15 protein-coding genes and 1 pseudogene are annotated in these 19229 nt (G+C 53.7%); all 16 read left to right on the top strand.

Features of this window, described 5'->3' with window-relative positions; genetic code table 11:
* The first annotated feature begins 93 nt into the window (after positions 1-93).
* The 16 genes and pseudogenes from ispU to VGM55_RS19840 all read left to right on the top strand — a co-directional run bounded on the left by ispU (position 94) and on the right by VGM55_RS19840 (position 19191).
* Positions 94-846 carry a (2E,6E)-farnesyl-diphosphate-specific ditrans,polycis-undecaprenyl-diphosphate synthase gene (gene ispU / locus VGM55_RS19765; protein ID WP_154187281.1) on the top strand — a complete coding sequence of 251 codons (753 nt, stop codon included), beginning with the start codon at positions 94-96 and terminating at the stop codon, positions 844-846.
* Between the two features lie 18 nt (positions 847-864).
* A complete protein-coding gene (gene cdsA / locus VGM55_RS19770) occupies positions 865-1722 on the top strand; it encodes a phosphatidate cytidylyltransferase (protein WP_154187236.1) in 858 nt (285 codons plus the stop codon).
* Positions 1723-1733: 11 nt separating this feature from the next.
* A complete protein-coding gene (gene rseP, locus VGM55_RS19775; protein ID WP_331636414.1) occupies positions 1734-3086 on the top strand; it encodes a sigma E protease regulator RseP in 1353 nt (450 codons plus the stop codon).
* 33 nt (positions 3087-3119) lie between these two features.
* On the top strand, positions 3120-5525 hold the full coding sequence (gene bamA / locus VGM55_RS19780; protein WP_154187237.1) for an outer membrane protein assembly factor BamA: 2406 nt from the start codon (positions 3120-3122) through the stop codon (positions 5523-5525).
* A gap of 124 nt (positions 5526-5649) precedes the next feature.
* Positions 5650-6150 (top strand): molecular chaperone Skp, encoded by a 501-nt coding sequence (skp, locus tag VGM55_RS19785; RefSeq protein ID WP_061273709.1) that lies wholly within the window; start codon positions 5650-5652, stop codon positions 6148-6150.
* Between the two features lie 3 nt (positions 6151-6153).
* On the top strand, positions 6154-7179 hold the full coding sequence (lpxD, locus tag VGM55_RS19790; RefSeq protein WP_331636415.1) for a UDP-3-O-(3-hydroxymyristoyl)glucosamine N-acyltransferase: 1026 nt from the start codon (positions 6154-6156) through the stop codon (positions 7177-7179).
* A 150-nt stretch (positions 7180-7329) separates the two neighbouring features.
* Positions 7330-7785 (top strand): 3-hydroxyacyl-ACP dehydratase FabZ, encoded by a 456-nt coding sequence (gene fabZ, locus VGM55_RS19795; RefSeq protein ID WP_016534975.1) that lies wholly within the window; start codon positions 7330-7332, stop codon positions 7783-7785.
* 3 nt (positions 7786-7788) lie between these two features.
* Positions 7789-8577, top strand: a complete 789-nt coding sequence (lpxA, locus tag VGM55_RS19800; protein WP_331636416.1) for an acyl-ACP--UDP-N-acetylglucosamine O-acyltransferase — start codon at positions 7789-7791, stop codon at positions 8575-8577.
* Complete coding sequence (lpxB, locus tag VGM55_RS19805; protein ID WP_331636417.1) at positions 8578-9726, top strand: lipid-A-disaccharide synthase; 1149 nt, start codon at positions 8578-8580, stop codon at positions 9724-9726. It begins immediately after the preceding gene.
* Complete coding sequence (rnhB, locus tag VGM55_RS19810; RefSeq protein WP_154187240.1) at positions 9723-10319, top strand: ribonuclease HII; 597 nt, start codon at positions 9723-9725, stop codon at positions 10317-10319. The genes lpxB and rnhB overlap by 4 nt, the downstream gene beginning before the upstream one ends.
* 35 nt (positions 10320-10354) lie before the next feature.
* Positions 10355-13837 carry a DNA polymerase III subunit alpha gene (dnaE, locus tag VGM55_RS19815; protein ID WP_154187241.1) on the top strand — a complete coding sequence of 1161 codons (3483 nt, stop codon included), beginning with the start codon at positions 10355-10357 and terminating at the stop codon, positions 13835-13837.
* A gap of 12 nt (positions 13838-13849) precedes the next feature.
* Positions 13850-14809 (top strand): acetyl-CoA carboxylase carboxyl transferase subunit alpha, encoded by a 960-nt coding sequence (accA, locus tag VGM55_RS19820; RefSeq protein WP_154187242.1) that lies wholly within the window; start codon positions 13850-13852, stop codon positions 14807-14809.
* A 116-nt stretch (positions 14810-14925) separates the two neighbouring features.
* Positions 14926-17067 (top strand): annotated as a pseudogene (locus VGM55_RS19825) (lysine decarboxylase LdcC).
* Between the two features lie 57 nt (positions 17068-17124).
* Positions 17125-17514 carry a VOC family protein gene (locus tag VGM55_RS19830; RefSeq protein WP_154187244.1) on the top strand — a complete coding sequence of 130 codons (390 nt, stop codon included), beginning with the start codon at positions 17125-17127 and terminating at the stop codon, positions 17512-17514.
* A 61-nt stretch (positions 17515-17575) separates the two neighbouring features.
* Complete coding sequence (gene tilS / locus VGM55_RS19835; protein WP_331636418.1) at positions 17576-18883, top strand: tRNA lysidine(34) synthetase TilS; 1308 nt, start codon at positions 17576-17578, stop codon at positions 18881-18883.
* Positions 18880-19191 carry a c-type cytochrome gene (locus VGM55_RS19840; RefSeq protein ID WP_154187246.1) on the top strand — a complete coding sequence of 104 codons (312 nt, stop codon included), beginning with the start codon at positions 18880-18882 and terminating at the stop codon, positions 19189-19191. The genes tilS and VGM55_RS19840 overlap by 4 nt, the downstream gene beginning before the upstream one ends.
* Positions 19192-19229 lie beyond the last annotated feature (38 nt).

Here is a 19229-nt window from a genome sequence, read left to right on the forward strand (position 1 = left end):
GTGGAAAGCCGTGTCACAACACGGCTTTTTTATGCGAAAGGCTTCAGTATTCCTGAGTACCGCTTAATTCTTTTCAGGGAATCATTACGCGTTATGTTGTCTGCTAATCAACAATTAAGCGAATCCTTACCTGCTCATGGCGCCCGCCATGTTGCCATTATTATGGATGGCAATGGCCGCTGGGCTAAGCGACAAGGGAAAATGAGGGTTTTCGGTCATAAGGCTGGAGCAAAATCGGTCCGCCGTGCTGTTACTTTTGCAGCAAATAACGGTATCGATGCGCTGACGCTTTACGCTTTTAGTAGCGAAAACTGGAATCGCCCGGCTCAGGAAGTGACCGCGTTGATGGAGCTATTCGTGTGGGCATTAGACAGCGAAGTCAAAAGCTTACATCGTCATAATGTGCGTCTACGGGTGATTGGTGATACCAGCCGATTCAACTCACGCCTACAAGAACGTATCAAAAAAGCCGAAGCATTAACCAGTGACAATACCGGGTTGACGCTCAATATCGCCGCGAATTATGGCGGGCGTTGGGATATCATTCAGGGAGTGCGACAGCTTGCGTCGCAGGTGCAGGAAGGCTCATTGCGCCCGGAACAGATAGATGAAGAACTGCTCGGTCAGCAGATCTGCATGCATGAACTGGCTCCCGTAGATTTAGTAATTAGGACAGGGGGAGAGCATCGCATCAGTAATTTTCTCATCTGGCAAATTGCCTATGCGGAACTTTATTTTACCGATGTTCTTTGGCCTGATTTCGATGAACAAGACTTTGAAGGTGCACTAAATGCTTTTGCAAACCGAGAGCGTCGTTTTGGTGGCACAGCACCTGGTGGTGAATAAGCCTGTTGGGGGTCACTTTTGCTGAAGTATCGCCTGATTTCCGCGTTTATTATGATTCCCATTGTTATCGCGGCGCTGTTTTGGCTTCCGCCACCAGGATTTGCGATTGCTACGTTGGTGATTTGCATGCTGGCAGCGTGGGAATGGGGGCAACTTGCTGGTTTCGTTGCTCGTTCACAGCGTATTTGGCTTGCCGTCCTGTGTGGCCTGCTGCTGGCCGTGATGCTGTTTACGTTGCCCGAGTATCGTCACACGGTTCATTTGCCGGTGATAGAGATGTCGCTTTGGGCCTCGCTGGGCTGGTGGGTTGCTGCACTACTGCTGGTGCTGTTTTATCCCTCTTCTGCGGCGCTGTGGCGCAATTCTAAGCCGATACGTCTGGTTTTTGGTCTGTTGACCATTATCCCTTTTTTCTGGGGAATGGTGGCGCTGCGCAGCTGGCATTATGATATCAATCACTACAGCGGCTCGGTATGGCTACTGTATGTGATGTTCCTGGTATGGGGCGCGGACTCAGGCGCTTATATCTTTGGGAAGATGTTTGGTAAGCATAAGCTGGCACCGAAAGTTTCCCCGGGTAAAACCTGGCAGGGCTTTATTGGCGGACTGGCAACCTCTGCGGTTATCTCTTTGCTGTTTGGCATGTGGGCGGATTTAAACGTTGCGCCCGCGGTTCTGTTAACCTGTTCCATTGTTGCCGCGCTGGCCTCTGTTTTGGGTGATTTAACCGAAAGTATGTTCAAGCGCGAGGCAGGTATTAAAGATAGTGGTCACCTGATCCCAGGACATGGTGGTATTCTTGACCGCATTGACAGTCTGACAGCGGCGGTGCCGGTGTTTGCGTGTCTGCTGCTTCTGGTATTCAGGACGATTTAACGGAAGGTTTTATGCTGAGCATACTGTGGAATTTGGCTGCGTTTATCGTTGCACTGGGTGTTTTGATTACCGTGCATGAGTTCGGCCATTTTTGGGTTGCTCGCCGCTGCGGCGTTCGCGTGGAACGCTTTTCTATTGGGTTTGGTAAGGCGCTATGGCGTCGTACTGACCGCCAGGGAACCGAGTTTGTCATTGCTCTGATACCGCTGGGCGGTTACGTCAAAATGCTGGATGAACGCGTTGAGCCGGTGCTGCCGGAAATGCGTCATGCTGCGTTCAATAATAAAACGGTTTCCCAGCGAGCAGCCATCATTGCCGCTGGCCCGATTGCCAACTTTATCTTCGCTATCTTTGCCTATTGGCTGGTGTTTATCATCGGTATACCGAGCCTGCGCCCGGTGATCGGTGAAATAACCCCCAACTCTATCGCGGCCGAAGCACAAATTACCGCCGGCATGGAACTAAAAGCGATAGATGGCATCGAAACGCCTGATTGGGATGCGGTTCGCCTGGCGCTCATCGGCAAGATTGGCGATGCCAGCGCGCGAGTGTCTTATGCTCCGTTTGGGACTAATCAAACGCGTGACGTCACCCTTGATCTGAGCCACTGGCAGTTTGAGCCGGACAAGCAGGATCCGGTAACATCGCTGGGGTTCAGGCCTCGTGGCCCGCAGATTGAAAATGTGCTGGATGAAGTCCAGCCGCAATCAGCGGCAAGTAAGGCCGGTTTGCAAGCCGGGGACAGGATCGTTAAAGTCAACGATCAGCCGCTCCTTCAATGGAGCACGTTTGTTAACCTGGTTCGTGATAATCCAGGGCAAGCGCTGGCTGTACAAATTGAAAGGCAGGGTAGCCCCTTGTCTTTGACGCTGATACCGGATACAAAACCGGGTAAAGCGAAGGCTGAAGGGTTTGCAGGGGTTGTTCCCAAAATTATCCCGCTGCCCGATGAGTATAAAACAGTGCGCCAGTATGGGCCGTTTACCGCTGTAGCAGAAGCCACGGATAAAACCTGGCAACTGATGAAGCTGACGGTCAATATGCTGGGGAAATTAATAACCGGTGATGTAAAACTGAACAACCTCAGTGGGCCAATCTCCATAGCTCAAGGTGCAGGTATGTCGGCGGAATATGGATTGATCTACTTCCTGATGTTCCTGGCGCTTATCAGCGTCAACTTAGGGATTATCAATCTGTTTCCACTCCCCGTCCTTGACGGTGGACACCTGCTCTTTTTGGCGGTTGAGAAACTGAAAGGCACACCGGTTTCCGAGCGAGTTCAGGACTTCAGTTATCGCATTGGCTCTATCTTGCTGGTGCTATTAATGGGGCTTGCACTTTTCAATGATTTCTCTCGTTTATAGAGAGAATTAGGTTAGGAAGAACGCATAACAACGATGGCGATGAAAAAGCTCCTCATAGCGTCGCTGCTGTTTAGCAGCGCCACCGTATACGGTGCAGACGGGTTCGTGGTGAAAGACATTCATTTCGAAGGCCTGCAGCGAGTCGCCGTCGGTGCGGCCCTCCTCAGTATGCCGGTGCGCGTAGGCGACACCGTCTCTGACGAGGATATCAGTAATACTATCCGCTCACTGTTTGCCACCGGCAACTTTGAAGATGTGCGGGTTCTGCGTGATGGCAATACGCTGCTGGTGCAGGTAAAAGAGCGTCCAACCATTGCCAGCATCACCTTCTCCGGCAACAAGTCGGTGAAAGATGACATGCTCAAGCAGAACCTTGAAGCTTCAGGCGTACGCGTAGGGGAATCCCTTGACCGTACTACCCTTGGCGACATCGAAAAAGGGCTGGAAGATTTCTACTACAGCGTCGGTAAATACAGCGCCAGCGTTAAAGCTGTCGTCACGCCGCTGCCGCGTAACCGTGTTGACCTGAAACTGGTGTTCCAGGAAGGGGTCTCCGCGAAAATCCAGCAGATCAACATCGTCGGTAATCATGCGTTTACCACGGATGAGCTCATCTCCCACTTCCAGTTACGTGATGAAGTGCCGTGGTGGAACGTAGTGGGCGATCGCAAATACCAGAAACAGAAGCTGGCGGGTGACCTTGAAACCCTGCGTAGCTACTATCTGGATCGCGGTTATGCGCGTTTCAACATTGATTCCACGCAGGTTAGCCTGACGCCGGACAAGAAAAGCATTTATGTGACCATCAACATCACCGAAGGCGATCAGTACAAGATTGCTGGCGTGGATGTGAAAGGCAATCTGGCAGGCCACTCGGCGGAAATCGAGAGCCTGACCAAGCTAAAGCCGGGTGAGCTGTATAACGGCACCAAAGTCACCAAAATGGAAGACGACATTAAGAAACTGCTGGGTCGCTATGGCTATGCTTATCCGCGCGTACAGACTCAGCCAGAAATTAACGACAGCGATAAGACCGTTAAGCTGCACGTTAACGTCGATTCCGGCAACCGTTACTACGTGCGTAAGATCCGCTTTGAAGGTAACGATACCAGTAAGGATTCCGTTCTGCGTCGCGAAATGCGTCAGATGGAAGGGGCCTGGCTGGGAAGCAACCTGGTTGATGCCGGTAAAGAGCGTCTGAACCGTCTCGGCTACTTCGAAACCGTTGATGTGGACACCCAGCGCGTATCCGGTAGCCCGGATCAGGTTGACGTAGTCTATAAGGTTAAAGAACGTAACACCGGTAGCTTCAACTTTGGTGTCGGTTACGGTACTGAAAGTGGCGTCAGCTTCCAGGTTGGGGTTCAGCAGGACAACTGGCTGGGCACCGGCTATTCTGTTGGTATCAGCGGAACCAAAAACGACTACCAAACGTATGCAGAACTCTCCGCGACCGATCCATACTTCACGGTTGATGGTGTGAGTCTCGGTGGACGTATCTTCTACAACGACTTTAAAGCGGATGATGCGGACCTGTCCGACTACACCAACAAAAGCTACGGTGTAGATACCACGCTGGGCTTCCCGGTGAATGAGTACAACACGCTGCGTCTTGGTGTGGGTTATGTGCATAACGACCTGTCGAATATGCAACCGCAGATAGCAATGTGGCGTTATCTGGATTCTGTGGGCCAACACCCGAATATGAACGCCAGTGACAACAGTTTCTCGGCGGATGACTTCACTCTGAACTATGGTTGGACATACAACAACCTCGACCGCGGTTACTTCCCGACGGATGGTTCTCGCGTCAACCTGAATGGTAAAGTCACCATCCCAGGCTCTGATAATGAGTTCTATAAAGTGACGTTAGATACGGCGACCTATTTCCCGATCAACGACGATCACACTTGGGTAATGCTTGGCCGTACCCGTTGGGGCTATGGTGATGGTCTGGGGGGCAAAGAGCTGCCGTTCTACGAGAACTTCTACGCCGGTGGTTCAAGTACCGTGCGTGGCTTCCAGTCGAACAACATCGGCCCGAAAGCCGCTTACTTCGGTCCGAACCAGCGTAACTGTGGAACCGGTAACCTGTGTAACTCTAACGATGCGGTGGGCGGTAACGCCATGGGCGTTGCCAGCTTTGAGCTGATCACCCCGACGCCGTTCCTGAGCGAGAAGTACTCGAACTCTGTTCGTACTTCTCTGTTCGTCGATGCGGGTACCGTTTGGGATACCAAATGGCAGAATACCGCCGACACCAGAGCTGCCGGTATACCTGATTACAGCAACCCAAGTAATATTCGTATGTCTGCAGGTTTGGCATTGCAGTGGATGTCTCCTCTGGGGCCGCTGGTGTTCTCTTATGCCCAGCCGTTTAAGAAATATGATGGAGACAAGGCAGAACAGTTCCAGTTTAACATTGGTAAAACCTGGTAATTTGTTCTGCGCGACGGAACGCAACAGCAGTGAGGCGTTGCACCTGTTAGCCGCTTAGCCAGTTTGCGGGTGCTCGCAAAAAAACAGTGTCTTCGGACACCTATGGGATGGTAAGGAGTTTATTGTGAAAAAGTGGTTAGTTGCCGCAGGTCTCGGGATTGCTATGGTTGCTTCAGCCGGCGCTCAGGCTGCCTCCAGCATCGCAGTAGTTAACATGGGCAACCTGTTCCAACAGGTAGCACAAAACACCGGTGTTTCTAAAACCCTGGAAAATGAGTTCAAAGGCCGTGCCGGCGAACTGCAGGGCATGGAAAACGATCTGCAATCCAAAATGCAGCGCCTGCAGCGCGATGGTTCAACCATGAAAGCTTCAGATCGCAGCAAAATGGAAAAAGACGTGATGGCTCAGCGCCAGTCGTTCTCCGAAAAAGCACAGGCTTTTGAGCAGGATCGCAACCGTCGTTCCAACGAAGAGCGCAGCAAACTGGTTACCCGTATCCAGGCCGCTGTGAAGAAAGTTGCAGATGATAAAGGTTACGATGTTGTTCTGGATGCAAACACCGTTGCTTACGCAGGTAACGACGTGAAAGACATCACTGCAGACGTACTGAAACAGGTTAAATAAGTAATGTCTTCGATTCGACTGGCTGAATTAGCCCAGCAGTTGGATGCAGAATTGCACGGTGATGGCGATATCGTCATCACCGGCGTTGCATCTATGCAAACTGCCCAGTCTGGCCACATTACGTTCATGGTTAATCCTCGCTATCGTGAACATCTGGCGGCCTGCCAGGCTTCTGCCGTCGTTATGACCGAAGCCGACCTTCCATACGCTAAAAGCGCAGCGCTGGTAGTGAAGAATCCCTATCTGACCTATGCTCGTATGGCACAAATTCTCGATACCACGCCTCAGCCTGCAAGTGACATCGCCCCAAGTGCGGTGATCGATCCCTCGGCGAAGCTGGGTGCGCATGTTTCTGTCGGTGCGAATGCCGTTATCGAATCCGGCGTTGTGCTCGGCGATAACGTCGTTATCGGTGCTGGCTGCTTTGTTGGCAAAAATACCAAAATTGGTGCCGGTAGCCGTCTATGGGCGAACGTCTCCATCTATCACGACATCGAGATCGGTGCTCAATGCCTGATCCAATCCAGCACGGTGATTGGCTCAGACGGTTTCGGTTACGCTAACGATCGTGGCAACTGGGTGAAAATCCCCCAGCTTGGCCGGGTGATTATTGGCGATCGGGTTGAGATCGGTGCCTGTACAACTATCGATCGCGGTGCGCTGGATGACACGATTATTGGCAATGGTGTTATCATTGATAATCAGTGCCAGATTGCACATAACGTTGTGATTGGCGACAATACTGCGGTTGCGGGTGGCGTTATCATGGCAGGCAGCCTGAAAATTGGCCGTTACTGCATGATTGGCGGTGCCAGCGTGATCAATGGTCATATGGAAATCTGTGACAAGGTGACTGTGACCGGCATGGGTATGGTGATGCGTCCTATCACCGAACCGGGAGTTTACTCCTCGGGTATTCCGCTGCAGCCTAATAAAGCGTGGCGTAAAACCGCTGCCCTGGTGATGAACATCGATGAAATGAGCAAACGCTTAAAAACCATCGAACGTAAGGTCAATCAACAAGACTGATCGTCGCCTGCTCCCTGCGCTGCCGTGCTTCCAGCCATAAGGGCTGAAGCGTGAGCCGCGCGATTTGATTTGCGGCCTGCTGGCTTTCCTTAAGATAGCCGCAGGCCGTGTTATTATTGTCATTTAGAATATTTAGACAGGAAGAGTATTTTGACAACTGACACTCATACTCTGCACATTGAAGAGATTTTAGAGCTTCTGCCGCACCGTTATCCGTTCTTGCTGGTTGACCGCGTGCTGGATTTTGAAGAAGGTCGTTTTCTGCGCGCAGTAAAAAATGTCTCTGTAAATGAGCCGTTTTTCCAGGGCCACTTCCCGGGCAAGCCGATTTTCCCTGGCGTGCTGATTCTGGAAGCGATGGCGCAGGCTACCGGTATTCTGGCGTTTAAAAGCGTGGGTAAACTTGAACCGGGTGAACTGTACTACTTTGCCGGCATTGATGAAGCGCGCTTCAAGCGCCCGGTGGTGCCTGGCGATCAGATGGTTATGGAAGTGACCTTTGAGAAAACTCGTCGTGGTCTGACGCGTTTCAAAGGCGTTGCGACCGTTGACGGAAAAATTGTCTGCGAAGCAACCATGATGTGCGCACGCAGCCGGGAGGCCTAATACGTGATTGATAAGTCCGCCTTTATTCATCCAACCGCTATCGTGGAAGAGGGTGCCATTATTGGTGCTAACGTCCACATTGGTCCGTTTTGTCTCGTCGGTCCAAACGTTGAAATCGGCGAAGGCACGGTACTGAAATCTCACGTTGTCGTGAATGGCCATACTAAAATTGGCCGTGATAACGAGATTTATCAGTTCGCGTCTATCGGTGAAGTTAACCAGGATCTGAAATATGCGGGCGAGCCTACTCGTGTGGAAATTGGCGATCGCAACCGCATTCGCGAAAGCGTCACCATCCATCGTGGTACGGTGCAAGACGAGGGATTGACGAAGGTGGGTAGCGACAACCTGCTGATGATCAATGCGCACGTTGCGCATGATTGCCAGATTGGCGATCGCGTTATCCTCGCGAACAATGCAACGCTCGCGGGTCACGTACAAATTGGGGATCACGCTATCATTGGTGGAATGACCGCGGTGCATCAGTTCTGCATCATCGGTGCTCACGTTATGGTTGGCGGCTGCTCCGGCGTCGCGCAGGACGTTCCTCCTTACGTTATCGCACAGGGTAACCATGCGACACCGTTTGGCGTGAACATTGAAGGCCTGAAGCGACGTGGTTTCAGCAAAGAGGCGCTGCACGCGATTCGTAACGCCTATAAGATCCTCTATCGCAGTGGCAAAACGCTTGAAGAGGCGAAGCCGGAAATCGCTGAAATTGCAGCTCAGCATCCGGAAGTAAATGCATTTGTTGAATTCTTTGCGCGCTCAACGCGCGGCTTGATTCGCTAAATGAAGCCTGGTCGTCCCCTTACGATTGCCCTGGTCGCCGGAGAAACTTCCGGCGATATTCTTGGTGCCGGTCTTATTCGCGAACTGAAAGCTCGCGTTCCCGACGCGCGGTTTGTTGGCGTGGCAGGGCCACTTATGCAGGCCGAAGGCTGCGAAGCCTGGTATGAGATGGAAGAGCTTGCGGTCATGGGCATTGTTGAAGTGCTCGGTCGCCTGCGTCGCCTGCTGCATATTCGCAGTGACCTCACGAAGCGCTTCACCGAACTGCAGCCCGATGTCTTTGTCGGCATCGATGCCCCGGATTTCAACATTACCCTCGAAGGCAACCTTAAAAAGCAGGGGATCCGTACGATCCACTACGTCAGCCCGTCTGTTTGGGCATGGCGGCAAAAACGCGTTTTCAAAATTGGCAGAGCGACCGATCTGGTGCTGGCTTTTCTGCCTTTCGAAAAAGCGTTTTACGACCGGTTTAATGTACCGTGTCGCTTCATCGGGCATACCATGGCGGACGCTATGCCGCTCGATCCGGATAAAAAAGCTGCTCGTGCAGCATTAGGCATCGCGCCTGATGCAAAATGCCTGGCGCTGCTGCCTGGCAGTCGTGGGGCTGAAGTCGAAATGCTAAGCGCAGACTTCCTGAGAACCGCACAGCTACTGCGTAAACGCTGGCCCGCACTTGACGTTGTCGTGCCGCTGGTGAATGCAAAGCGCCGCGAGCAGTTTGAAAAGATTAAGGCTGAGGTTGCCCCAGAGCTTCACGTCCATCTGCTTGATGGAAAAGCGCGTGAAGCAATGATCGCCAGCGATGCCGCGCTTCTGGCCTCCGGGACAGCTGCGCTTGAATGTATGCTGGCGAAATGCCCGATGGTTGTAGGCTACCGCATGAAGCCTTTCACCTTCTGGCTGGCGAAGCGCCTGGTGAAAACCGATTATGTCTCGCTGCCGAATCTGCTGGCCGGGCGCGAACTGGTCAAAGAGCTGCTGCAGAACGAGTGTGAGCCTGTTGGACTGGCATGCGCGCTGGAGCCGCTGCTGGAAGACGGCGCGGTCAGTCACCAGGTGCATGATACTTTTCGGGATTTGCACCGGCAGATCCGTTGCAACGCGGATAAACAGGCGGCGGATGCCGTGCTGGAGCTGGCAGAATGATGGACTTTATTTATCCCCATACTCATTTGGTCGCTGGCGTCGATGAGGTTGGCCGTGGCCCGTTAGTCGGCGCGGTTGTCACCGCGGCGGTGATCCTTGATCCAGCAAGGCCGATCGTGGGGCTGGCGGATTCGAAAAAATTATCAGAAAAGCGTCGGCTGGCGCTGTATGACGAGATTATCGACAAGGCATTAAGCTGGAGTCTGGGCCGCGCCGAGCCGGAAGAGATTGATCAACTCAATATTCTGCACGCCACGATGCTGGCAATGCAGCGTGCGGTTGCGGGCCTGAGCGTCGTTCCGGAATATGTGTTGATCGACGGCAACCGCTGCCCTGCGTTACCTGTGCCGTCGCTGGCGGTAGTAAAAGGCGACAGCCGGGTGGCAGAAATCAGCGCGGCGTCAATACTGGCCAAAGTTACGCGCGACCGTGAAATGGCCGAGCTGGACGTTAGCTTCCCACAATACGGCTTTGCCCAACACAAGGGCTATCCGACCGCTTTTCATCTTGAGAAGCTTGCCGAGCATGGGGCTACTGAGCACCATCGCCGCAGCTTTGCCCCTGTTAAACGCGCGCTTGGACTGCTGTCCTGACCCGCAAGTAGCTGATACAGAGTAATTGGTGAGAGATGGCTGAACCACGTTTCATTCACCTTCGGGTGCACAGTGACTATTCCATGATTGATGGGCTGGCAAAAACCGGGCCGCTGGTAAAAAAAGCCGCGGCGCTGGGCATGCCTGCTCTCGCTATCACCGATTTCACCAACCTTTGCGGCCTGGTGAAATTCTACGGTTCCGGCCATGGCGCCGGCATTAAGCCTATCATCGGTGCTGACTTCAACGTGGCTAACGAGCTGTTGGGTGACGAATTGAGTCATTTGACGGTGCTGGCCACGAACAATGAAGGCTATCAGAATCTTACCTTACTGATTTCTCGCGCCTACCAGCGCGGCTACGGCGCAGCGGGCCCGATTATCGATCGTGAATGGCTGGTCGAGCTCAATGACGGTTTGATCCTGCTTTCCGGCGGGCGCATGGGAGATATTGGCAAAAGCCTGCTTCGTGGGAACCAGCCGCTGGTCGATCAGTGTCTGGCGTTCTATCAGCAGCATTTTGCCGATCGCTTCTATCTGGAACTGATTCGCACCGGGCGGATTGATGAAGAGAGCTACCTTCACGCCGCAGTGGCGCTCGCCGATGAACGAGGCTTGCCGGTCGTTGCAACCAACGATGTTCGTTTTCTCGAACCGGGTGACTTTGACGCGCACGAAATTCGCGTAGCGATCCACGATGGCTTTACGCTCGACGACCCTAAACGTCCGCGCAACTATTCAGCTCAACAATATATGCGTAGCGAAGAAGAGATGTGCGAGCTGTTCTCGGACATCCCTGAAGCGCTGGAAAACAGCGTTGAAATTGCCAAACGCTGCAACGTCACCGTGCGCCTTGGCGAGTATTTCCTGCCGCAGTTCCCTACCGGTGAAATGACCACTGAAGACTTCCTGGTCATGAAATCCAAAGAGGGGCTGGAGGAGCGTCTTGAGTTCCTGTTCCCGGATCCTGAAGTTCGCGCTGAAAAACGCCCTGAATACGACGAGCGTCTGGATATCGAGCTGCAGGTTATCAACCAGATGGGGTTCCCCGGCTACTTCCTGATCGTAATGGAGTTTATCCAGTGGTCGAAGGATAACGGCGTGCCGGTAGGGCCGGGCCGTGGCTCCGGCGCAGGCTCGCTGGTGGCCTATGCGCTAAAAATTACCGACCTCGATCCGCTGGAATTTGACCTGCTGTTCGAACGTTTCCTTAACCCGGAACGTGTTTCCATGCCCGACTTCGACGTCGACTTCTGCATGGAGAAACGCGACCAGGTTATCGACCACGTTTCAGAGATGTATGGTCGCGAAGCCGTTTCACAGATCATTACCTTCGGTACGATGGCGGCAAAAGCGGTTATTCGTGACGTAGGCCGCGTGCTCGGCCACCCTTACGGTTTTGTCGACCGTATTTCCAAGCTGGTACCACCGGATCCTGGCATGACGCTGGCGAAAGCCTTCGAGGCAGAGCCTCAGCTGCCGGAGATCTACGACGCTGACGAAGAAGTTAAAGCACTGATCGACATGGCGCGCAAGCTGGAAGGCGTCACGCGTAACGCCGGTAAGCATGCCGGGGGCGTAGTTATTGCGCCGACCAAAATTACCGATTTTGCGCCGCTTTACTGTGACGATCAGGGGCAGCATCCGGTTACCCAGTTCGATAAAAACGACGTTGAATATGCCGGCCTGGTGAAGTTTGACTTCCTGGGGCTGCGTACGCTGACGATCATCGACTGGGCGCTGAAAATGATCAACCCGCGTCGGGCAAAACAAGGGCTGGAGCCGATTGATATCGCCGCCATCCCGCTCGACGACAAGAAAAGCTTCGACATGCTGCAGCGCTCGGAAACCACCGCAGTCTTCCAGCTTGAATCCCGCGGCATGAAGGACCTGATTAAGCGTCTGCAGCCCGACTGCTTCGAAGATATGATCGCCCTCGTGGCCCTGTTCCGTCCGGGCCCGCTGCAGTCAGGGATGGTAGATAACTTCATTGACCGTAAGCACGGCCGTGAAGCGATTTCTTATCCGGACGTGGAATGGCAGCACGAAAGCCTTAAACCGGTACTGGAGCCAACCTACGGCATCATCCTGTACCAGGAACAGGTTATGCAGATTGCTCAGGTGCTCTCAGGTTATACCCTCGGCGGCGCAGATATGCTGCGTCGTGCGATGGGTAAAAAGAAACCGGAAGAGATGGCCAAGCAGCGCGGCACCTTTGAAGAGGGCGCGATAAATAACGGCGTCGACGGCGAGCTGTCGATGAAAATCTTTGACCTGGTAGAGAAGTTTGCCGGGTACGGCTTTAACAAATCTCACTCCGCCGCCTATGCTTTGGTCTCTTACCAGACGCTCTGGCTCAAGGCTCACTATCCGGCCGAGTTTATGGCGGCGGTGATGACCGCGGATATGGACAATACCGAAAAGGTGGTTGGCCTGGTGGATGAGTGCTGGCGCATGGGGCTGAAAGTCCTGTCGCCGGATATTAACTCTGGTCTTTATCATTTCCACGTCAACGATGACGGGGAAATTGTTTACGGTATCGGCGCGATCAAAGGCGTGGGTGAAGGCCCAATTGAAGCCATTATCGAGGCGCGTAATCAGGGCGGGCATTTCCTCGATCTCTTTGATTTGTGCGCGCGTTCCGATATCAAAAAGCTAAATCGCCGGGTGCTTGAAAAACTGATTATGTCCGGGGCATTCGACCGCCTCGGGCCGCACCGTGCTGCGCTGATGAACGCGCTGGCTGATGCGTTGAAAGCGGCCGACCAGCATGCGAAAGCGGAGGCTATCGGCCAGGCGGATATGTTTGGCGTCCTGGCTGAAGAGCCTGAGCAGGTCGAAAAGTCCTATGCCAGCGTGATCCCATGGCCGGAACAGGTGGTGCTGGAAGGGGAGCGTGAAACTCTTGGACTGTATCTTACCGGTCACCCAATTAACCAGTACCTGAAAGAAATTGAGCGCTATGTCGGTGGCATGCGCCTGAAAGAGATGCACCCGACAGATCGTGGTAAAGTGACCACGGCTGCGGGTCTGGTGATTGCTTCGCGGGTTATGGTCACCAAGCGGGGTAATCGCATTGGCATCTGTACGCTGGATGACCGTTCTGGTCGTCTGGAAGTGATGTTATTCACAGATGCACTAGAAAAATACCAGCATCTGCTGGAAAAAGACCGTATCCTGATCGTCAGCGGACAGGTCAGCTTTGATGACTTCAGCGGAGGGCTTAAAATGACGGCCCGCGAGCTGATGGACATCGACGAAGCCCGTGAAAAGTACGCGCGTGGGCTTGCTATCTCGCTGACGGACAGGCAAATTGATGACCAGCTTTTAAACCGTCTCCGTCAGTCTCTGGAACCCCATCGTTCGGGGACAATTCCAGTACATCTCTACTATCAGAGGGCGGATGCACGCGCTCGTTTGCGTTTTGGCGCAGCATGGCGTGTTTCCCCTAGCGATCGGTTACTTAACGATTTGCGAACGCTGATTGGTTCGGAGCAGGTGGAACTGGAGTTTGACTAAAACAGGAATATTATGAGTCTGAATTTCCTTGATTTCGAACAGCCGATTGCAGAGCTGGAAGCGAAAATCGATTCCCTGACGGCCGTTAGCCGCCAGGATGAAAAACTGGATATTAATCTGGACGAAGAAGTGCAGCGTCTGCGCGAGAAAAGCGTTGAGCTGACCCGCAAGATCTTCGCTGATTTAGGCGCATGGCAGATCGCGCAACTGGCGCGTCACCCGCAGCGCCCGTACACGCTGGATTATCTGCGCCTGGCTTTTGACGAGTTCGATGAGCTGGCGGGTGACCGCGCTTATGCTGACGATAAAGCCATTGTCGGGGGGACCGCTCGTCTGGACGGCCGTCCGGTGATGATCATTGGTCATCAGAAAGGGCGTGAAACCAAAGAGAAGATCCGTCGTAACTTTGGGATGCCGGCGCCTGAAGGCTACCGCAAAGCGCTGCGTCTGATGGAAATGGCTGAACGCTTTAATATGCCAATCATTACCTTCATCGACACGCCGGGTGCTTATCCTGGCGTTGGCGCTGAAGAGCGTGGCCAGTCAGAAGCGATCGCCCGTAACCTACGTGAAATGTCTCGTCTGAAAGTGCCGGTTATCTGCACCGTGATTGGTGAAGGGGGTTCCGGCGGTGCGCTGGCCATTGGCGTGGGCGACAAAGTGAATATGCTGCAGTACAGCACCTATTCGGTTATCTCTCCGGAAGGCTGCGCGTCCATTCTGTGGAAAAGCGCAGATAAAGCTCCGCTGGCGGCAGAAGCGATGGGCATCATTGCTCCTCGTCTGAAAGAGTTGAAGCTTATCGATACCGTTATTCCAGAACCGCTTGGCGGCGCACACCGCAATCCGGAAGTGATGGCTGCTTCCCTGCGTGCACAGCTTCTGGCTGACCTGGCTGACCTCGATGTGCTGAATAAAGACGAGCTGTTAAACCGTCGCTATCAGCGCCTGATGAGCTACGGCTACGCCTGATTTTATGCTGTAAAATAGCGATAAGGGTCGGATTTTCCGGCCCTTTTTGCATTTATCGCTTCCTGGAAAACCCCATTGCGCTATGCTTAGCAAAGTCTTTTTCCAGGAGGTGAACATTGAATACTATTGCGATCATGGGGCCGCACAGCGTTTTCTACAAAGACGAGCCCATCAAGGAACTTCACCGCGCCCTGGAGCTGCAAGGCTTTCAGCTCATCTACCCGACTAACAGCACCGATCTTCTCAAGCTGATTGAACACAATCCACGCATCTGCGGCGTTGTCTTTGACTGGGACGAATACAGCCTCGATTTGTGCAGTGAAATTAACCTGCTAAATGAAAACCTGCCGCTGTATGCGTTTATCAATACTCACTCCTCTTTGAACGTTAGCGTGAATGAAATGCGCATGGCGCTGTGGTTCTTCGAATATGCGCTTAGCGCCGCCGACGACATCGCCCTGCGTATTCGCCAGTACACCGATGAGTACCTGGATACGATTACGCCGCCGCTGACCAAAGCGCTGTTCACCTATGTTAAAGAGGGGAAATATACCTTCTGTACGCCAGGACATATGGCCGGTACCGCCTACCAAAAAAGTCCTGTTGGTTGCCTGTTTTACGACTTCTTTGGCGGCAATACGCTGAAGGCTGACGTATCGATTTCGGTCACGGAACTGGGATCGCTGCTTGACCATACCGGCCCTCATCTTGAGGCGGAAGAGTATATCGCCCGCACTTTTGGCGCTGAGCAAAGCTATATGGTGACCAACGGCACTTCGACGTCCAACAAGATTGTCGGCATGTATGCCGCGCCGTCCGGCAGTACGATCCTCGTGGACCGCAACTGCCATAAATCGCTGACCCACTTGCTGATGATGACTAACCTGGTGCCGATCTGGCTGAAGCCTACGCGCAACGCGCTGGGTATTCTCGGTGGAATTCCTCAGCGTGAGTTCACTCGTGAAATTATCGAGCAGAAAGTGGCGGCGACGCCAGATGCCCGGTGGCCGGTACACGCTGTGATCACCAACTCAACCTATGACGGTCTGCTGTATAACACCGACTTCATCAAGAAAACGCTGGATGTGCCGTCTATTCATTTTGATTCTGCCTGGGTGCCCTATACCAACTTTCACCCGATCTATCAGGGGAAAAGCGGCATGAGCGGCGATCGTGTACCGGGCAAGGTTATCTATGAAACCCAGTCGACCCACAAGCTGCTGGCGGCATTCTCTCAGGCTTCGCTTATCCATATTAAAGGCGACTACGACGAAGAGACCTTTAACGAAGCCTACATGATGCATACCACAACGTCGCCAAGCTACCCGCTGGTGGCCTCGATTGAAACCGCGGCCGCCATGCTGCGAGGCAATCCGGGAAAACGGCTGATTAATCGTTCCGTGGAGCGGGCTTTGCATTTCCGTCGTGAAGTACAGCGTTTACGCGAAGAGTCAGAAGACTGGTTCTTCGATATCTGGTAGCCCGATCGTGTTGACGAGGCCGAGTGTTGGCCAATAGCGCCCGGTGAGGAAGACTGGCACGGCTTCCGGGACGCGGATGCCGATCATATGTTCCTCGATCCGATCAAAGTGACCATCCTGACGCCGGGAATGAGCGAGCTGGGGGAGATGGCGGAGGAGGGGATCCCGGCAGCGCTGGTGGCTAAGTTCCTGGACGAGCGCGGCGTCGTGGTAGAAAAAACAGGCCCGTATAACCTGCTGTTCTTATTCAGTATCGGTATTGATAAAACCAAAGCACTAAGCCTGTTGCGCGGGCTGACGGAGTTCAAACGCGCTTACGATCTTAACCTACGGGTGAAGAACATGCTGCCGGATCTGTACGCGGAAGATCCTGATTTTTATCGCAACATGCGTATTCAAACGTTGGCGCAGGGGATCCATAAACTGATCAAACAGCATAACCTGCCGGATCTGATGCTGCGCGCCTTTGATGTGCTGCCGGAAATGCGTATGACGCCGCACGAAGCTTATCAGCAGCAGGTAAAAGGCAATGTAGAAACGGTGGAGATTGAAGAGCTGCTTGGGCGAGTCTCGGCTAACATGATCCTGCCTTATCCTCCCGGCGTGCCGGTGGTGATGCCCGGAGAAGTGATCGCCAGGGAGAGCCGTGCGGTGCTCGACTTCCTGCTGATGCTGTGTTCGGTCGGGGAGCATTATCCGGGCTTTGAAACGGATATTCACGGGGCAAAACTCGGTGAGGATGGGATCTACAGAGTACGAGTCCTAAAAGAAGCCTGAGTGCTTGCTTTGCGGGGAAACGGTGATTACCTTGCCTGCAGTGACTAAGGAGATTTTATGCTGGGTTTAAAGCAAATTCATCACGTCGCGATTATCGCGTCGGACTACGAGCGCAGTAAGCAGTTCTATTGTGATGTGCTGGAGTTTACGCTCGAAGCGGAAGTTTATCGCAAGGAGAGAGACTCCTGGAAAGGTGACCTTGCGCTGAACGGGCAGTACGTTATTGAGCTGTTCTCTTTCCCGTTCCCGCCAGCGCGGCCAAGCCGCCCGGAGGCCTGCGGGCTTCGCCACCTGGCATTCAACGTGGAGAATATCGACCAGGCGATCGCTCACCTTGAAAGCCATGGCGTAAAATGCGAACCCATTCGCATCGACCCCTACACGGATAAACGCTTCACCTTCTTCAGCGATCCTGACGGCCTACCGCTGGAACTTTATCAGCAGTAAGCCTTGCCAGCGTGGTTAATGCCCGGTAATTTGCCGGGCAAACCCTTTGTAATGGCGAACTATGACTATCCGCGAACTTCAGTCCTTTCTGCATCCTCACCGCCAGTTGCTGGTGGCGTTTAGCGGTGGGCTGGATTCGACCGTTCTGCTGCATCAGCTGGTGACCCTTCGCGATACGCTGCAACCTGCGCTTAAGATCCGGGCGATGCATATTCATCATGGGCTTAGCCCGCGGGCGGATAGCTGGGTGGAGCACTGCCGGGCGCTTTGTGTGGCATGGCGCGTGCCGTTCGATGTGGCTCATGTGCAGCTTCCACCCGGTGGGCAGGGTATCGAAGGGGAAGCGCGAATCGCTCGCTATCAGGCGCTATCAGGTTCGCTTCTGGCAGGTGAAGTCCTGCTGACGGCACAGCATTTGGACGATCAGTGTGAGACCTTCCTGTTGGCGCTTAAACGCGGAAGCGGCCCGGCGGGGCTGGCGTCGATGCCCTCTATCTTACCTTTTGGCGATACCTCATTATTGCGCCCACTGCTGGCGACGTCCCGTTCTGAGCTTGAAGAGTGGGCGCGGGTTCACCAGTTAAACTGGATTGAAGACGAAAGTAATCAGGATGATAAATATGACCGGAATTTCCTGCGCCTGAGGGTGGTTCCCCTGCTGCTGCAGAGGTGGCCTCACTTTTCACGAAGCGTTGCCCGGAGCGCTGAGTTGTGTGGCGAGCAGGAACAACTGCTGGATGAACTTTTAGCTGAACAGCTCGGCGGACTGATGTCGCGGCAGGGAGCGTTGCGTATTGAGCCATTGGCGGAGGTGAGCGAGGCCCGACGTTTTGCTTTACTGCGCCGCTGGCTGGCTTATCACCGTGCGGCAATGCCTTCGCGCGCGGCGCTCGAGCGTCTTTGGCAGGAAGTTGCCCTGAGCCGGGAAGATGCAAACCCTCGCCTGCGCCTGGGGGCTCATGAAATCAGGCGTTTCCAGGGGGCGTTGTATTGGGTGCCCCTGCAGGAAATAGACAAAGAGACCGTTTATTCATGGCTCGTACCGTATCAACCGCTCTCTCTTCCAGGCATGGGAACCCTGTCTGTTAGCGAAAACGGTATTGCGGTGCGAAAACCTCTGGCGGATGAGGCTGTTAGCGTTCGCTTTAAGGCCTCAGGTCTGCTGCATATTGTCGGCAGAGATAAAGGCCGAACGCTGAAAAAAATCTGGCAGGAACTGCGTATTCCACCGTGGCAGCGTGATGCCACGCCGCTGCTGTTTTATGGCGAACAGCTTATTGCTGCACCAGGCGTTTTTGTCACCCGTGAAGGACAGGCAACGGATCATTCATGCTGGCATATAGACTGGCAAAAGGGAGTTGAGCAATGAAAAAAATCGTACTGCTGCTTGGGCTAATGGCCTGCAGTTTACCCGCTCTCGCTAAAGGAGATGCCCAAGCTGGAGAAGCGAAGGCGATGACCTGTGTCGCCTGCCATGGGATGAACGGTAAAGCGTCTGCGCCGCTCTATCCAAACATCGGCGGGCAGAGCGAAGCCTATCTCGAACACTCGCTTCAGGCTTACAAAAAAGGGGAGCGGAGCGGTGGGCAGGCAGAAATCATGAAGGCTTACGTCAGCGGGCTTTCGGATGAGGATATCAGTAATCTGGCGGCGTACTACGCCTCAATGAAGCCGTAAACAAAACGGGCAACCAACCTGGCTGCCCGTTTTGTGTT

Origin of the sequence: Cedecea sp., assembly GCF_036500665.1 — a bacterium.
In the GTDB taxonomy this organism is placed as follows: Bacteria; Pseudomonadota; Gammaproteobacteria; order Enterobacterales; family Enterobacteriaceae; genus Cedecea.

Coding starts and splice junctions, on each gene's coding strand:
- lpxB (WP_331636417.1), top strand. CDS start 8,578: ATGAAGCCTGGTCGTCCCCTTACGATTGCCCTGGTCGCCGGAGAAACT.
- VGM55_RS19840 (WP_154187246.1), top strand. CDS start 18,880: ATGAAAAAAATCGTACTGCTGCTTGGGCTAATGGCCTGCAGTTTACCC.
- ispU (WP_154187281.1), top strand. CDS start 94: ATGTTGTCTGCTAATCAACAATTAAGCGAATCCTTACCTGCTCATGGC.
- VGM55_RS19830 (WP_154187244.1), top strand. CDS start 17,125: ATGCTGGGTTTAAAGCAAATTCATCACGTCGCGATTATCGCGTCGGAC.
- rseP (WP_331636414.1), top strand. CDS start 1,734: ATGCTGAGCATACTGTGGAATTTGGCTGCGTTTATCGTTGCACTGGGT.
- accA (WP_154187242.1), top strand. CDS start 13,850: ATGAGTCTGAATTTCCTTGATTTCGAACAGCCGATTGCAGAGCTGGAA.
- bamA (WP_154187237.1), top strand. CDS start 3,120: ATGGCGATGAAAAAGCTCCTCATAGCGTCGCTGCTGTTTAGCAGCGCC.
- dnaE (WP_154187241.1), top strand. CDS start 10,355: ATGGCTGAACCACGTTTCATTCACCTTCGGGTGCACAGTGACTATTCC.
- rnhB (WP_154187240.1), top strand. CDS start 9,723: ATGATGGACTTTATTTATCCCCATACTCATTTGGTCGCTGGCGTCGAT.
- lpxD (WP_331636415.1), top strand. CDS start 6,154: ATGTCTTCGATTCGACTGGCTGAATTAGCCCAGCAGTTGGATGCAGAA.
- tilS (WP_331636418.1), top strand. CDS start 17,576: ATGACTATCCGCGAACTTCAGTCCTTTCTGCATCCTCACCGCCAGTTG.